17 protein-coding genes are annotated in these 14413 nt (G+C 58.2%); 9 read left to right on the forward strand and 8 right to left on the reverse strand.

Translation table 11 applies throughout. The annotated features are described in order from the left end of the window. The first annotated feature begins 213 nt into the window (after nucleotides 1-213). A complete protein-coding gene (locus AB4N43_RS28720; RefSeq protein WP_460152489.1) occupies nucleotides 214-1191 on the forward strand; it encodes an NAD-dependent epimerase in 978 nt (325 codons plus the stop codon). Between the two features lie 2 nt (nucleotides 1192-1193). Here the strand turns inward: AB4N43_RS28720 and AB4N43_RS28725 are convergent, their stop codons facing one another. Together AB4N43_RS28725 and AB4N43_RS28730 are read right to left on the reverse strand one after the other, a co-directional pair. Beyond that, nucleotides 1194-2093 (reverse strand): bestrophin family protein, encoded by a 900-nt coding sequence (locus AB4N43_RS28725; protein ID WP_027924661.1) that lies wholly within the window; start codon nucleotides 2091-2093, stop codon nucleotides 1194-1196. Nucleotides 2094-2206: 113 nt separating this feature from the next. Further along, entirely contained in the window at nucleotides 2207-2995 is a 789-nt protein-coding gene (locus AB4N43_RS28730) for an alpha/beta hydrolase (RefSeq protein ID WP_194940269.1), read from the reverse strand. 98 nt (nucleotides 2996-3093) lie between these two features. On the opposite strand from AB4N43_RS28730, the gene AB4N43_RS28735 reads away from it, so the two are divergent. Further along, nucleotides 3094-4038 carry an aldo/keto reductase gene (locus AB4N43_RS28735; protein WP_460152491.1) on the forward strand — a complete coding sequence of 315 codons (945 nt, stop codon included), beginning with the start codon at nucleotides 3094-3096 and terminating at the stop codon, nucleotides 4036-4038. On the opposite strand, the gene AB4N43_RS28740 is transcribed toward AB4N43_RS28735, so the two are convergent. Then, nucleotides 4035-4706, reverse strand: coding sequence for a glutathione S-transferase family protein (locus AB4N43_RS28740; RefSeq protein WP_027924658.1), 672 nt, complete (start codon nucleotides 4704-4706; stop codon nucleotides 4035-4037). The two genes, AB4N43_RS28735 and AB4N43_RS28740, sit on opposite strands and share 4 nt — an antisense overlap. Nucleotides 4707-4835: 129 nt before the next feature. Here AB4N43_RS28740 and AB4N43_RS28745 point away from each other — a divergent pair, with 129 nt between their 5' ends. Continuing rightward, nucleotides 4836-5207, forward strand: a complete 372-nt coding sequence (locus tag AB4N43_RS28745) for a nuclear transport factor 2 family protein (protein WP_027924657.1) — start codon at nucleotides 4836-4838, stop codon at nucleotides 5205-5207. A 44-nt stretch (nucleotides 5208-5251) separates the two neighbouring features. On the opposite strand, the gene AB4N43_RS28750 is transcribed toward AB4N43_RS28745, so the two are convergent. Beyond that, complete coding sequence (locus AB4N43_RS28750; RefSeq protein ID WP_460152493.1) at nucleotides 5252-6643, reverse strand: aldehyde dehydrogenase family protein; 1392 nt, start codon at nucleotides 6641-6643, stop codon at nucleotides 5252-5254. A gap of 100 nt (nucleotides 6644-6743) precedes the next feature. Between AB4N43_RS28750 and ptrR the strand changes: the two genes are divergently transcribed. Further along, nucleotides 6744-7622 (forward strand): putrescine utilization regulator PtrR, encoded by an 879-nt coding sequence (gene ptrR / locus AB4N43_RS28755; RefSeq protein ID WP_460152495.1) that lies wholly within the window; start codon nucleotides 6744-6746, stop codon nucleotides 7620-7622. A 53-nt stretch (nucleotides 7623-7675) separates the two neighbouring features. On the opposite strand, the gene msrA is transcribed toward ptrR, so the two are convergent. Next, on the reverse strand, nucleotides 7676-8185 hold the full coding sequence (gene msrA, locus AB4N43_RS28760) for a peptide-methionine (S)-S-oxide reductase MsrA (protein ID WP_027924654.1): 510 nt from the start codon (nucleotides 8183-8185) through the stop codon (nucleotides 7676-7678). 163 nt (nucleotides 8186-8348) lie between these two features. After that, the gene (locus tag AB4N43_RS28765) at nucleotides 8349-8672 is read right to left on the reverse strand and encodes a DUF7693 family protein (protein ID WP_460152497.1); all 324 of its coding nucleotides are present in this window, start codon (nucleotides 8670-8672) and stop codon (nucleotides 8349-8351) included. A gap of 191 nt (nucleotides 8673-8863) precedes the next feature. Here AB4N43_RS28765 and AB4N43_RS28770 point away from each other — a divergent pair, with 191 nt between their 5' ends. Beyond that, nucleotides 8864-9253, forward strand: a complete 390-nt coding sequence (locus AB4N43_RS28770) for a c-type cytochrome (protein ID WP_027924652.1) — start codon at nucleotides 8864-8866, stop codon at nucleotides 9251-9253. A 12-nt stretch (nucleotides 9254-9265) separates the two neighbouring features. On the opposite strand, the gene AB4N43_RS28775 is transcribed toward AB4N43_RS28770, so the two are convergent. Continuing rightward, a complete protein-coding gene (locus AB4N43_RS28775; RefSeq protein ID WP_059182719.1) occupies nucleotides 9266-9940 on the reverse strand; it encodes a class I SAM-dependent methyltransferase in 675 nt (224 codons plus the stop codon). 146 nt (nucleotides 9941-10086) lie between these two features. Here AB4N43_RS28775 and AB4N43_RS28780 point away from each other — a divergent pair, with 146 nt between their 5' ends. Beyond that, on the forward strand, nucleotides 10087-10908 hold the full coding sequence (locus tag AB4N43_RS28780) for an SDR family oxidoreductase (RefSeq protein WP_027924650.1): 822 nt from the start codon (nucleotides 10087-10089) through the stop codon (nucleotides 10906-10908). A 23-nt stretch (nucleotides 10909-10931) separates the two neighbouring features. Here the strand turns inward: AB4N43_RS28780 and AB4N43_RS28785 are convergent, their stop codons facing one another. Further along, a complete protein-coding gene (locus AB4N43_RS28785; RefSeq protein ID WP_059182720.1) occupies nucleotides 10932-11645 on the reverse strand; it encodes a class I SAM-dependent methyltransferase in 714 nt (237 codons plus the stop codon). Between the two features lie 292 nt (nucleotides 11646-11937). Here AB4N43_RS28785 and AB4N43_RS28790 point away from each other — a divergent pair, with 292 nt between their 5' ends. The 3 genes from AB4N43_RS28790 (at nucleotide 11938) to AB4N43_RS28800 (ending at nucleotide 14160) form a co-directional block, all read left to right on the forward strand. After that, nucleotides 11938-12744, forward strand: a complete 807-nt coding sequence (locus tag AB4N43_RS28790; protein ID WP_460152499.1) for a lytic transglycosylase domain-containing protein — start codon at nucleotides 11938-11940, stop codon at nucleotides 12742-12744. A gap of 149 nt (nucleotides 12745-12893) precedes the next feature. Then, nucleotides 12894-13223 carry a DHCW motif cupin fold protein gene (locus AB4N43_RS28795; protein WP_007992577.1) on the forward strand — a complete coding sequence of 110 codons (330 nt, stop codon included), beginning with the start codon at nucleotides 12894-12896 and terminating at the stop codon, nucleotides 13221-13223. A 307-nt stretch (nucleotides 13224-13530) separates the two neighbouring features. After that, nucleotides 13531-14160, forward strand: coding sequence for a TetR/AcrR family transcriptional regulator (locus AB4N43_RS28800; protein ID WP_228758763.1), 630 nt, complete (start codon nucleotides 13531-13533; stop codon nucleotides 14158-14160). Nucleotides 14161-14413 lie beyond the last annotated feature (253 nt).

Consider the following 14413-nt stretch of genomic DNA (forward strand, 5'->3'; position numbering starts at 1 on the left):
CCAATAGTGAATTTGCTTCTACTCAAGCGGCTGTTTTCAGGAGGAATTTTTATTTCGTCGGACAAATTAAACTTTTGATGTGATTGATAGTCGGGCCGTTGAGAATAATCCCCAATCATGGGGGTTGTTAAGTAGTAAGCTTCGAATCTGGACCCCATGCAATAGCAACGCTATAACTAAGCCCTTCTTGTGTTAACAGGGGAGCAAGGCACTATGACCGTTCTTGTGACTGGCGCTGCGGGATTCATCGGGTTTCACACGGTCAAACGGTTATGCCTGCAAGGCCTTGAAGTGATAGGTGTCGACAACCTCAATGACTATTACAGCGTCGAACTCAAACAGGCCCGGCTCAAACAACTGAGCGTGTTGCAGGGCTTCCGTTTTCAGAAAATGGACATTATCGACAAGCCTGCGTTGATGGCGTTGTGCAACGAACATCACTTCACCGAAGTGGTGCACTTGGCGGCGCAAGCGGGGGTTCGTTACTCGCTGGATAACCCGGACGCCTATGCGCAATCCAACCTGGTGGGTTTCCTGAATGTGCTGGAAGCCTGTCGACACTATCCGCCCGCGCACCTGATCTACGCGTCGAGCAGTTCGGTGTACGGTGCCAATAACAAGCTGCCGTTCAGTGTGGATGACCCGGTGGATCATCCGGTTTCGCTGTACGCCGCGAGCAAGCGCGCCAATGAACTGCTCGCCGACAGCTACTGCCATCTGTACGGCCTGAAGGCCAGCGGCCTGCGTTTTTTTACCGTCTACGGACCTTGGGGGCGCCCGGACATGGCGCTGTTCAAGTTCACCGAAGCGATCCTCAAGGGCCAGCCGATCGAGGTGTTCAACCATGGTCAGATGGCGCGCGATTTCACCTATGTCGACGACATCGTCGAAGGTATCGCTCGCTTGCGAACAAAGCCGCCAGTGGCGAACCACGAGAGTGGGGGCGTCAACCGCCTCTTTAACATCGGCCGTGGCCATCCGGTCGCGTTGCTGGATTTTATCGAATGCCTGGAGTCGGCATTGGGGGTCAAAGCGCTGCGCAATAACTTGCCGATGCAAGCGGGTGATGTGATCAAGACCTGGGCCGATGTGTCGGCGCTGGCGGACTGGGTCGACTTCCGCCCGCAAGTGACGGTTGAAACCGGTGTGGCGCAGTTTGTCGAGTGGTACCGGGATTTTTATCAGGTGTGAAATCACTTCAACACAAAGTCCACCGGTTCCAGCGCCGGTGGAAGTTGTGTTTCCCCCATCGCGGTGAGGATTTCCCGCTCGATGGTGCGCACGATCGCATCGAGGGGCAGGTCGTTTTCGTCGCGGCCAAACGGGTCCTCCAGTTCGTCGCCAATCGCATCCAGGCCAAAAAAGGTGTAGCTGACAATCGCCGTGAAAATCGGGGTCATCCAGCCCAGGGGTTCGGCCATGGCGAAGGGCAGCAGGAAGCAGAACAGGTAGCTGGTGCGGTGCAATAGCAAGGTGTAGGCAAACGGTAGCGGCGTGTGTTTGATCCGTTCGCAGGCAGCCTGTGCCTGGGTCAGGTGTGCCAGATGATTGGCCATGATCGTGTAGCGCCATTCGTTGATCACCCCCGACTCGCTGAGTGCCGAACACTGCTGGCCGACCTGCAGCAATATGCGCCCGCTGAAATCCGGCGCGTTGTCCTTGGGGATCGGGTCGAGCCAGCGGCCACTCGCTGCCAGTTCGTTTTCCTGGCGCAGTTTGGCGTTGAGCGCGTGGGCGAACCCGCACAAGTGACTCAGCAGGGTGTTGCGCGTGTCGGCGTCCTTGATGATCACGGTTTCTCGAATCATCGAACGAATCGCCACGATCACATCGCCCCAGGCTTTGCGGCCTTCATACCAGCGGTCATAACAGGCGTTGTTGCGAAAGCTCATGAAGATCGACAGCGACAAACCGAGCAGCGTGAACGGCGTCGCGCTGACTTTGGAAAAGTAGCTGGGGTGCAAAGTCTCGACGAGCACGATGACCGACGCCAATAGCGTCACCATCAAACTGCGCAGGGCGATCCGTTTGGCGATGGAGCCCTTGATCGCGCTGAGGATGTTGATGAAGTTCGGTTTGGGTCTGACGATCATGGAGTTCTGCCTTCAGGTGTTTCGCGTCGCGCGCAGGCTAAGAGCTTGCGGGCGGTGAGTCCAATCACTCTGGATGACTGCGCGATCGATACTGTCTATGAAGGTAGTCCATCTCATAATCCGTCGCCCAGCAGCTTCAGGTACTCGGGGCTGTCGGATATGGAGTTATGGCCGGTGCCCGGTATCACCTTCAACGTCGCCACACCGGGGGCGAAATGGGTGTAGAGCTGCTGCGTGCTGGAACGCGGGATGACCTCGTCGTGGCTGGCGGCGATCAACAGCGTCGGCACCGTGATGTGCGCTGCATATCGCCAGGATTCGAAGCGGTCCTGTAACAGCCACCTCACCGGGAACCAGCGAAACTGTTGTCTGGCCAGGCTTTCGAGGCTGTTGTAGGGCGTGATCAGGATCAACCGCGAGACCGGGCGTTGACTGGCCAGGCGCACGGCGACGCCCGAGCCGAGACTGCGCCCGACCACGACAACCTTCGAATGGCTGCTGTAGACCTTGTCAAACAAGGTCAGCGCATCACGAGCAATCGCTTCCTCCGAGGGCGAGCCGCTGCTGCCGCCGAACCCGCGGTAGTGCATCAAGTACAGCGCCTGCTCGGGGAACGCCTGGGAAAACCCGGACAGACTGCGAGACACATCCTCGGCGTTACCACCGAAGTAGATCAAGGCGTTCGGGCCGTCATGAGGCCTGACCGACACCTGTATTTGTGCATCTTCGACCGTCAGCGTCAGCAGTGATGCGGGTGTGGTGGCCGCGCTGGCTTGCGGGTAGTAGATCAGTGCGCGCTGAAACACGAACAACGCCGCACACAGCGTCAGGTACAACGCAGCAAGGATGACAACGAGAAGCGTCAGGGTTCTGAACATTCGACTAACTTTAGGGGGCGACATTGACGGCTCTGGGATCGAGGTCCGCTAACACGGGATCGGTGCCAGAGTTTAGTTCAACGGTAGCGGGGCACGCCGGGTTGGGCCACACGGGCAATACGATGAGCCACACTGACGGATACACGCGTCGACGATTTCTCACGCTGGCTGCCGGTGTTTCGGCGGTTTTCACCTTCGATCGGGCTTTTGCAACCTCGGCGCCGTCGACGGAAACAGGAGGCAAGACCATGCAGACCCGCGCCATTCCCTCCAGCAACGAGCTATTGCCCATTGTCGGGCTGGGCACGTATCGCGGTTTTGATGTCGAGCCTTCCAGCCTCGCCTACAAACAATTGCCAGAGGTGCTCAGCGTCTTGCTCAAGAAGGGCGGCACCGTCATCGACTGCTCGCCGATGTATGGCCGCGCCGAACAGACCACCGGTGAATTGCTGTCGATCCATGAGCCGCGCTCGCCGGCCTTTCTCGCCACCAAGGTGTGGACCCGTGGCCGCGAGGAAGGTATTGCGCAGATGGAACGGTCCTTCAGCCTGCTGCAAACCGACCGCATCGATCTGATGCAGATCCACAACCTGCTGGACTGGCAAACCCATTTGCCGACGTTGCGCGAATGGAAGGAGCAAGGTCGGATTCACTACATCGGCATCACCCATTACACGCCGACGGCCTATGAGGAAGTGGAGGCGGTGCTCAAGGCTGAGCCCCTGGATTTTTTGCAGATCAACTATGCGCTGGACGATCGCGGTGTCGAGCGACGCATCCTGCCGCTGTGTCGCGAACGCGGGGTGGCGGTGATCTGCAACCGGCCCTTCGGTGGCGGCGGTTTGCTCGAACGCTTGAAGGGCAAGCCACTGCCCGGTTGGGCTGCGCAAGTGGGGGTCACCAGTTGGGCGCAACTGGCGTTGAAGTTCCTGCTGTCCCATTCGGCGGTGACCTGCGTGATTCCCGGCACCGGCAATCCGCGTTACATGGCGGACAATGCCGGCGCCGGTTTCGGGCCAATGCTCACGGGGGCGCAGCGCGAACAATTGATCGACATCGTGCGTTAGGGGCGCGGGTGAAACCGTTGCGGGATGTCTTGCTCGAACGGGTAGAGCGAGAAGTAAGGCCTGGCTTCGTCGATCACCCGCTGCACGGATGGCCGGTTCATCAGCCGCTCGAAATAGGCGTTCAAATGGCCGTGTTCACCAGGTATCTGCTCTAGGGTACTGGCATAGAAAAGCGCCGGGGCCGCTGAACAATCGGCCAGGCTGAACGCGGCGCTGGCCAGCCAGGCGTTGTTCGCCAACTGGCGGTCGAGCATGCCGTACACGGTCTGTAGCGTGGCGCGCTGTTGGGTCAGATTGCCGTTCGCACCGAGGATGCGATCCAGGACAATCTGTTGCAGTGGCGTCTGAAGGTAGTTGTCGCAGACCCGGTCCCACAGACGGACCTCCAGCGCCGTGTCCCAATGGCCCGGAATCAGCCGGTGTTGCCCGGCAAAATAGTGATCCAGGTATTCAATGATGATCGTCGACTCCGCCACGTCGCACTGGCCGGTGTGATCATGAATGACCGGGAATTTGCCGATCGGCCAGAGCGCCTGCAACTCGGCTTTTTCAGCGGCGTTGCCCAGATCAATGATCCGTTTGTCGAAGTCGACCGCGTGCTCATAGAGCGCGATCAGCACTTTGTGGCAGTACGACGAGAGTGGATGGTAATAAAGCGTCAGGGACATCTTCAGCGCCTCCCGAAAAGTGACCTCCAACAGCATAGTCGCCGCGCACGAGGGGTCGAATCGCGGTGCTAGACTTTTTAGGTTGAGCCCTCACCGGCGGTGTGAGGACGATAAAGCTGGAGGTATGTCATGACTGCTCAATCGCTGGACAGGGAGCACATCAGCGTTGTCATTCGTAATTATGTCGAAGGAATGGTATTCGCCGACGAAGTGCTGCTGCGGCACGCGTTTCATCCCGCCTGTCGCATCATCGGTCACTACGAGGGAACGCTGGAATGGTCGTCGCTGGATGAGTTTGTCAGCGCCATCAAGGCCGAGGGGCCGGCGCCCAGAGAGGTCAAGCCGTTTTGGGAAACGCTCAGCGTCGATATCACGGGGGATGCTGCGGCCGTCAAGGTAATGGATGACTATGCCGGTATGCGCTTTACCGATTATTTGTCGTTACTGAAAATCAATGAGCGCTGGATGATCGTCAACAAGCTCTATTTTGTGCATGAATAAAATCGCAGCCTGGGAGCCAACGACGCCCAGGCTGCGTTTTTCGCTTAGCGGCGGTCCAGCCACACGGTCTGGGCATTGCAGAACTCGCGCACGCCGAAGTGCGACAGCTCGCGGCCAAACCCGCTTTTCTTCACACCGCCGAAGGTCACGCGGGGGTCGGAAGCGCTGTAGCCGTTGATGAACACGCCGCCGGTTTCCAGTTCGCCGGCCATCTGTTGGGCGAGCGCGACATTGGCCGTGAAGACGGTTGCCGCCAGGCCGAACTCGCTGTCATTCGCCAGCTCCAGTGCATGGGCGGCGTCGCGTGCGGTGATGATCGAGGCTACCGGGCCAAACAATTCCTGTTTGAACGAGGTCATCTGGTCGGTGACATTGGCGAACACGGTCGGCTCGTAGAAGTTGCCCGGCCCTTGCGCCTTCTTGCCGCCCATCAACAAGGTCGCGCCTTCTTCGAGGGTGTCACGCACTTGTTGATCCAGTTCATCACGCAGATCAAACCGCGCCATCGGGCCGAGGTAAGTGTCAGCGGCCAGTGGATCGCCGACCACCAGTTTGGCCGTGGCTTCGACGAATTTACGTGTGAATTCCTCGACAATGCCTTGCTCGACGATCAAGCGCTTGGCCGCCGCGCAGACTTGCCCGGTGTTCTGGTAGCGGCCGATGACGGCGGCTTTGACTGCTTCATCGAGGTCGGCATCGTTGAGCACGATAAACGGATCGGAACCGCCCAGTTCCAGCACGCATTTTTTCAATGCCGCCCCAGCCTGAGCGCCGATGGCCATGCCGGCGCGCACGCTGCCGGTGAGGGTCACAGCGGCGATGCGCGGGTCGGCAATCGCCGTGGAAACGCCGTCCGGCGTGACGTTCAGTACTTCGAAAACCCCTTCAGGGAAATCGGCGTTCTTGAAAGCGTCCAGTAGCAGGTAAGCGCTGCCCATGACGTTGGGAGCGTGTTTGAGCACGTAGGTGTTGCCGGCGATCAACGCTGGAACGGCGCCGCGCAGCACTTGCCAGATCGGGAAGTTCCACGGCATCACCGCGAGAATCGGCCCTAGCGGGCGGTATTCGATGCGCGCCTTGCCGCCTTCAACCAGCGTCGATTCGGCGTTGAGCATGGCCGGGCCGTGTTCGGCGTACCACTCGCAGAGCTGCGCGCACTTTTCGATTTCGCCACGGGCCTGGGAGATGGGCTTGCCCATCTCCAGGGTGATCATGGTGGCCATTGTGTCGGCACTGTTGCGCAGGGCCTGAGCCAGGGCGATCAGCAATTGCGAGCGTTGCGCCACGGCGGTTTTGCGCCAGACACGGAAGCCGCCTGCGGCCCGCGACAGGGCGGCTTGCAGTGCCGAGTCGGACTCGAAAGGGTAGTGGCTGATCTGCTCGCCGGTGGTCGGGTTGATCGAAATGGCGTGGGTAAGGCTGGAAACGCGGGTCATGGCACCGTCCTGCTAGGTGGGAATGCGCTCAGGTTACGGTGGCGTTTGTTTTTCGGAAACTGAATAATACTGAGCATATCGTTCACGTTTGGAGAATGACTTGGATCTGGTTCAGCTGGAAATCTTCAAGGCCGTTGCCGAGCACGGCAGCATCAGCGTCGCCGCACAGCACATCCACCGCGTGCCTTCCAACTTGACCACGCGGATCAAACAGTTGGAGCAGGACTTGGGCGTGGACCTGTTTATCCGCGAGAAAAGCCGCCTGCGCCTGTCGCCGGCCGGGTGGAGTTTTCTCGACTATGCCCGGCGCATCCTCGACCTGGTGCAGGAAGCCCGTGCCACTGTGGCAGGGGAAGAACCGCAAGGCTCGTTTCCACTGGGGTCGCTGGAAAGCACGGCGGCGGTGCGCATTCCCGGGCTGCTGGCGGCCTACAACCAGAAACACGCCAAGGTTGAACTGGACCTGTCGACCGGCCCTTCGGGGACGATGATTGATGGGGTGTTGTCGGGGCGGTTGGCTGCCGCGTTTGTCGACGGGCCGGTGCTGCACCCGGCACTGGAAGGCGTGCCAGCGTTCGAGGAAGAGATGGTGCTGATCGCGCCGCTCAACCATTCGCCGATCCACCGGGCGCAGGATGTGAACGGCGAAAATATCTACGCCTTTCGCTCCAATTGCTCGTACCGGCACCACTTTGAGAGCTGGTTCAGCAAGGACGCGGCGGTGCCGGGCAAGATCTTCGAAATGGAGTCCTATCACGGCATGCTGGCCTGCGTCAGCGCCGGTGCCGGCCTGGCGTTGATGCCGCGCAGCATGCTGGAAAGCATGCCAGGGTGCACCACGGTGAGTATCTGGCCGTTGTCCGAATCGTTCCGGTATTTGCGCACGTGGCTGGTGTGGCGCCGAGGAACGGTGTCCCAGAGTTTGACCGTGTTTGTGCGCTTGCTGGAAGAGCGTGGGGTGGTTCAAGCACAACCTTGAACCCACCCCATAACACTGTGGGAGCGAGCCTGCTCGCGACTCGAGTCATTGCTTCAGAGTGCGCGTTTTGGCAGTTTCCAGTTCGGCCGAATGAAATGGCAGGTGTAGCCATTGGGTACTTTTTCGAGGTAGTCCTGATGCTCCGGCTCGGCCTGCCAGAACGGGCCGGCGGGGGCTATTTCCGTCACGGCCTTGCCAGGCCACAGGCCGGACGCATCGACATCAGCCACGGTGTCCTCGGCGACATCGCGTTGTTCTTCGTTGAGATAGAAGATCGCCGAACGGTAGCTGAGGCCGATGTCGTTGCCCTGACGATTGGCCGTCGAAGGGTCATGAATCTGGAAGAAAAATTCGAGGATCTGGCGATAGCTGATCACCGCCGGATTGAACACAATCTCGATGGCTTCCGCATGGGTGCCATGATTGCGGTACGTGGCGTTGGGCACATCGCCGCCCGAGTAACCGACCCGGGTAGACAGCACGCCGGGCATTCGCCTGATCAAATCCTGCATACCCCAGAAGCAGCCGCCGGCCAGAATGGCGGTTTCGGATTGCGTGGTCATAAAACTCACTCCTCAGTATTTATCGATTGGACCCGATTATTACGCAGTCTCGCGACTACTTTCTGCTTCTTTGTGAATGCATCTGGCGTGAGGCACGTGGAGGAGGGCAATGGCCTGGGCTGCGGGACGAACAACGAAAAAAGACCGGTTTATCCGGGCTTTTTCATGACTGGCGTTTGGCGGGTGCGCCTTGGCACTTGGTCAGCAGCCGCTCGATCTGGGCCAGTTCCCATGCGCTGAGAAAACTGACCGGGTCAGTGCCAAAACGTTGCCAGTCGTCGAGTTCACCCACGTGGCCATCGGGGCTGTGGCAGCGTTGACAGTGGCGCACATGGACGCCGTCGACGTCGAGGGTCAGGCGCCAGCCTTCGATATCGACCTGAATCTGGCCGGGCCCGGCGTGTTCATCGAGGCGCCGCAAAGGGTGGATGCCCAGGGCGGCATCGCGCAATGTCTGGTAAACCTCGCGGGCGGTCAGGGGTAGCACAGGTGTCTCCAATAGAATGTTCGTCAAACGCCAATACGCCCGCACAGGATAGAGACTGCGCTTGAAGCTGTCAGTGAATAACCCCTGATGACACCGTGGGTTATGAAGACAGCCATTCTTTGCGTAGACTTTCGCCCCCGCAAGCGGGCGCCCATCTTTCGCGCCTGACGAAACACGACTGGGAAATGAACATGTACAAAGCCGCTGCACTCACGTTTACCTTGTTGTTCACTGCAGGTGTATTCAGCCTTCAGGCACACGCGGCCGGCGATGCTGAAGCGGGTGCGACACTGTTCAAGCGAATTTGCGGGGGCTGCCATCAGGTCGGGGAGTCGGCGCGGGGTTCATTCGGTCCGCAGCTCAATGGCATCTTTGGCCGGCACTCCGGCAGCACCACGGATTACCAATACTCCGACGCGATGAAAGCCGCCGGTATCGTCTGGACCCGCGAGACACTGACCGCGTACCTCGAAGCGCCGAAACAAGTGGTCCCCGGCACCCGGATGATTTTCTGGGGACTCAGCGATCCGGAAAAGATCGAAAACCTGCTGGCCTACCTGCAAACCTTTCAGCCGCAGTGACATTCGCGATTGCTATGACTCCCGCCGCTCCGCCATCAACAACAATGACTGCGGCACAGGACTTTGCGGGTGCTGCGGCTCCTGCAAGGCGACCAGCCGAAAACCAGCCATGTCCAGCGCATTGAGCCAACTGGACAAGGTGCGGAAATACCAGGGCATGGGTTGCCACTGACCCCCGAACCCGGCGAAGGTCTCTTCCCGCCAACCATCCTGATAGTTGCCGGCCGCTACGGTCCACGGATGCAGCGTCTGGATCACCAGCGTGCCGCCAGGAACGAGCAGGGCGTTCATGGCCGTGAGCAGCGGGATGATGTCCTGGTGCAGCAGTGCGAAGTTGGCGCAGATCAGATCGAAGTCACTGCCAACGTTGACCTTCGCCTCCACCAATTCTTCATAACTCGCCACCTGTACTGTCGAAGAGCCCGCTGCCCGTGCCGCCTCGATCAGCGTCGCATCACCGTCCACCCCGACCGCCTCTATGCCCCGGTCAGCCAGCGCACGCAACAACCAGCCCTCACCACACCCCAGGTCGAGCACGCGCTCAGGCTGCCGGCCCATTACCGCCAACAAGATGGCCTGGTCGGTGACTTGCCGGCGGCTTTCGATAGCGCCGGTGCGGATGGCTTCGATCCAGGATCGGGCATTATGGTGCCAGCTTTGGAGGAGGGTGGATTCGGGAGCGGGCATGTTGATGTCCGGAGTTGTTGGTTGGATGAGAGGATAGAACAGGTGCTTTATGTTCGGGGTGCTAGTGTCTGCTTTTGCGTGTGAACTCGACTTCGGGTTCGTTAACGCTTTGCTCCCATCAAACCAAGGGCGTCTCAGGATCATTTATGGACAATAAACTTACCGCCAAGACTGCGATCATTACAGGGGCAGCCCAAGGAATTGGCGCCGCGATTGCACGACTCTACGTGCAGGAGGGGTGCTTCGTTTACGTCACCGATATAAACGATGAGCTCGGCAGAGCGCTAGCAAACTCACTCGGTGATCGTGCCCGTTATCTGCGCCTGGATGTGCGGCGGGAGGACGATTGGCAGCGAGTGACGGCGCACATTTTGAAAGAGCGCGACAGGCTGGACATCCTGGTGAACAACGCCGGCATTACCGGGTTTGAACAAGGCGCCGTGCGGCACGACCCGGAACATGCGCGACTGGAAGACTGGCTCGCCGTGCATCAGACCAATCTTGACGGTGTATTCCTGGGGTGCAAGTACGCCATTCGCGCCATGCGGAATCCAGGATCGGGCTCGATTATCAACATCTCCTCCCGCTCAGGTTTGGTCGGTATTCCGGGCGCGGCAGCGTACGCATCGTCCAAGGGCGCGGTTCGTAATCACACGAAAACGGTGGCGCTTTACTGCGCTGAGCAAGGCCTCAAGGTTCGGTGCAACTCAATTCATCCGGCGGCGATCCTCACGCCCATGTGGGAGCCGATGTTAGGCACCGACGAGGGGCGTGAAGAACGAATGGCCGCACTGGTCCGGGATACGCCGCTCAGACGGTTTGGCATGCCCGAAGAAGTGGCGGCCGTGGCGCTGTTACTGGCCTCGGATGAAGCGACATACATCACCGGCAGTGAATTCAACATTGACGGCGGCCTGCTGGCAGGTTCGGCTGTTACGCCAACTAAAGGGGATGACGGCGGAGTCTAGCTCCGTGCATGTCAGATCGCCGTTCAGACTGTTTTACACGTTAACCAGGCACCCCAAAACAGGCTGCTGAAAAAACGAGTAGCGTCCCCAAAACCCGCATCATGCAAAAGCTTCTGAACAGCCGCCTCAGAATGTGGAGGGTCAGCGCCTTGAAGAATTTTCCCAAGTTTGACTTTCACTTCATCCGGACTGGCTCCGTGCTGCCGCCAACGTTGCCCCCAGGCTGCCAGGAGTAACGGCTGGCTGGCGTAGGCATAGTGATTGCCGGCGACAATCAGTGGAGCCCCCGGTTTCAGACGAGCCCGAATGGACCGTAAAATTTCTCCCTTGGCATCATCCCCATCGAGATGGTGGAGTACACCAATCAAAGTGGCTGCGTCGTAGGACTCATCTGCGGCCAAGTCTTCAACGTGCCCGAGATGCACGTCCGTTCTTTCAAGCACGTTGTTTACGGCTAACTGCTGTTTTGCGGTTTCCAGCATCGGCTCAGACGGATCAACGGCGGTGAAGCGCCAGACTGGCTCAAGCCTGGCCATCGCGATGATCTCCTGCGCCGTACCGCCAGCGCCAACGACCAGTATTTTTGCCGAGTCCCTCTTTCCAAGGCTTGCCGCGAGCATGCACGCCACCAAGTCCTGACAGGCGTCATAACCTGCCAGTGCGATACGGCTCTGTCGTCCGTACTCATTGGCCCGAGTGTTATCAAACTTTTCAGCGGGGTTAAGTGGTGATTTCAAGGCGGTTCTCCATGTCCTTGGAATCAACTTAGGTCATAAGCGGCGATAATAAAAATTCATTAATTTTATGCATTGCATTCCCGGCAGGAATGCCAAAGCACTCAGCTTTCGTCCATGCAACAGTTGGGAAGTCGCGTCGTGCGAGCAATCAAGTCTGGGCCTCGCCGTGGAGCGCCGGCAGCCCGTACGTCAATGCAAGTTCCTTGACCGGTTACAAGGGGTATAACTATCAGAACAAAGGCGATCACCAGTACAGGCCTCCAAAGGCTGCGCCCGGGCACGGAGCGATGTGATGAGTTCCAGAGCATGGCGATGGGCTCGCAAGAGCCTTCTTGGCTGCATCGAGCTGGCCTTGCTGGCCGCTCCACTGTGCGCGAGCGCCACGTTCAAGTGCCAAGCCAGTGACGGAGCCATCAGCTACACCAGTCAAGCCAGGTCCAACGCCCGCTGCACTCGCCTGAATGGCACGGCGGGCGCCGGTGTCGGCACTAAGACAATTGACCCGCCCCAGCTTGCGCAGGACGACGATTCAGGCGCGGTGCGGGTTCGGGTGTTCACCTTCATGCACAAGGGTATTCGTCAATATGTGAGCCGACGTCCCGTCGGCATCTCCGCACGGGTCGATGTCCTTGAGCTCTATGTCATCAAGGGCTGCTATCTGTGCAGGGTGCCGAAGGATTTCAAGGTCGCCTCACTGCGCCTGGACACTGATTCCTATCGGCGGGAGATCGAAGCCGCTGCGGGTCATTACGGTGTCGACAGGGCGCTGGTCCGCGCAGTGATTCATGCCGAATCGGCGTTTCGCCCCAACGCCATTTCCGAGGCTGGCGCCCAAGGGCTGATGCAGTTGATGCCCGCCACCGCCGAGCGCTTCGCCGTGGACAATCCGTTCGACGCACGACAAAACATCCGTGGCGGCGTGCGCTACCTGGCCTGGTTGCTCAAGCGCTTCAACGGAAACCAGGTGCTGGCGTTGGCAGGCTATAACGCTGGCGAAGCGTCCGTGGTCGAGTACAACGGGGTGCCTCCCTACGCCGAGACGCAATCCTACGTCACCCTCGTGCAGTCGTTGACCGAACGCTATCGCAACCATCGCTAGTACGGTAAGCCAGAAACAACAGTGAGATGGCTCGCCAGCCTGTTGCGGGTTTGCAGCGCCTGTATCCCCTAAATCCGGGCTGTCTGTGTCTATCGGCACCATCGCCAGATTGTTACGGTCCGCATTTATTGTAATTCGATGAGGCAACCATGGATCTCACTGCCATTCCTTTCGGTACCACCGATTGGTCAACGATAGAGCCGGTGGCGCATGCCGGTCAGACAGGCACAGCCTATTGGCGGACCTGCCAGTTTGGTTCAGCGCGTGTGCGGATGGTCGAGTACAGCCCTGGGTATCTGGCCGATCACTGGTGCTGGAGGGGGCACATCCTTTTGTGCCTGGAGGGGCAGTTGCATACAGAGCTGGAAGATGGTCGTCAGTTCACACTGACGCCGGGCATGAGTTATCAGGTGGGTAATAATGCTGAGGGACATCGGTCGTTCACCACCACCGGGGCGAAGTTGTTTATTGTGGATTAGTAGTGGGGGGCGAACCTGCGTAATGCCCCCACCCGATCTCCTTTTGACCAATGCGGCTCCAATCATCAGCGTTGAATTATACGTTTGCGGATGGTTGCTTCTGACCGATTGAATCCACAGGTGGATTGCTGCAGCACGATTTCAAACTTTGTTGCAAGAGCTTTCGAAGTAAGCCCGGGGATGGAGCCGATTTTCGGCAATTACAGGATTTTTTGTGTGCTGAAGATCATTTTTTAGTATTGCCCTGTTTACGGTAAAGGCCAAGAGACCCGTTTCAGAGCGCTCAATCGTGTGTTGACTATCGGGCATGGACGCTTTAGATTGTTTGGAACGATCATTCCAGAGCGCACACCCTATGAGACCCAAGGAGTTTGACTCAGATGCCATAGCCGAAGCGGCTATGCATGTTTTCTGGTTGCGAGGGTATAGCGGAGCAAGTATTCAACATCTTGTAGACGGAACGGGGTTAGGACGCGGAAGTCTCTATAACGCGTTCGGCAGCAAACGAGGTCTCTATGAATTTGCTCTTCGCCGTTATTACCAACTCACTGCGCCAAATATCTCGATTTTATCAGAGGAAGGTTTGGTGCGAGATATTGTGCGCAAACTGCTGATGAAAATTGTTTCGGAAGAACTCAACGATAAAGAGAGTCTGGGGTGCATGGTCGCCAATGCCTCGTTAGAGTTGGCAAGGCATGATCAGGAAATAGCAAGTTTGGTCGCCCAAAACTTTTCGCGCATGGAGCGGGCCCTTAAGGGGCTGATAAAGCGAGGCCAGGAGAGCGGCGAAATATCCGTAGAAAAAAATCCCGGCGCACTCGCGAGATTCTTTGTCAGCACAATTCAGGGTATCAGGGTGCTTGGCAAAGGAAGTGCACAAGAAGAGCGTGCGGAAAGGCTGGGAGACATTGTTGACGTCGCAATAAGTGCTCTTTGAGGCCCGTTTTTTTAGAATAACCAAGCTCAGTTAAATTTTTTTGCCTAGTATTGTACTGATCATTCCAGAAGTCTGGCTGTTTTAGATAATCGTGTTAATGCGATGTAAAACCTGCGTTGAACACCCTCAGTACGAACGCGTCTTGGCTGTACTGATTGATAAAACAAAGCAAGTTAACGTGGATCTATCGCGTTTGAGGTGACGCGGTACCCGAGCCTTGAGTTAGTGCTGTTGAAAGTATCGTAAAAATATC

Source organism: Pseudomonas sp. S2_B07, assembly GCF_054668435.1.

Coding starts and splice junctions, on each gene's coding strand:
- AB4N43_RS28725 (WP_027924661.1), bottom strand. CDS start 2,093: ATGATCGTCAGACCCAAACCGAACTTCATCAACATCCTCAGCGCGATC.
- AB4N43_RS28735 (WP_460152491.1), top strand. CDS start 3,094: ATGAGCCACACTGACGGATACACGCGTCGACGATTTCTCACGCTGGCT.
- AB4N43_RS28775 (WP_059182719.1), bottom strand. CDS start 9,940: ATGCCCGCTCCCGAATCCACCCTCCTCCAAAGCTGGCACCATAATGCC.
- AB4N43_RS28740 (WP_027924658.1), bottom strand. CDS start 4,706: ATGTCCCTGACGCTTTATTACCATCCACTCTCGTCGTACTGCCACAAA.
- AB4N43_RS28770 (WP_027924652.1), top strand. CDS start 8,864: ATGTACAAAGCCGCTGCACTCACGTTTACCTTGTTGTTCACTGCAGGT.
- AB4N43_RS28795 (WP_007992577.1), top strand. CDS start 12,894: ATGGATCTCACTGCCATTCCTTTCGGTACCACCGATTGGTCAACGATA.
- AB4N43_RS28800 (WP_228758763.1), top strand. CDS start 13,531: ATGGACGCTTTAGATTGTTTGGAACGATCATTCCAGAGCGCACACCCT.
- AB4N43_RS28790 (WP_460152499.1), top strand. CDS start 11,938: ATGAGTTCCAGAGCATGGCGATGGGCTCGCAAGAGCCTTCTTGGCTGC.
- AB4N43_RS28730 (WP_194940269.1), bottom strand. CDS start 2,995: ATGTCGCCCCCTAAAGTTAGTCGAATGTTCAGAACCCTGACGCTTCTC.
- AB4N43_RS28750 (WP_460152493.1), bottom strand. CDS start 6,643: ATGACCCGCGTTTCCAGCCTTACCCACGCCATTTCGATCAACCCGACC.
- msrA (WP_027924654.1), bottom strand. CDS start 8,185: ATGACCACGCAATCCGAAACCGCCATTCTGGCCGGCGGCTGCTTCTGG.
- AB4N43_RS28720 (WP_460152489.1), top strand. CDS start 214: ATGACCGTTCTTGTGACTGGCGCTGCGGGATTCATCGGGTTTCACACG.
- AB4N43_RS28780 (WP_027924650.1), top strand. CDS start 10,087: ATGGACAATAAACTTACCGCCAAGACTGCGATCATTACAGGGGCAGCC.
- AB4N43_RS28745 (WP_027924657.1), top strand. CDS start 4,836: ATGACTGCTCAATCGCTGGACAGGGAGCACATCAGCGTTGTCATTCGT.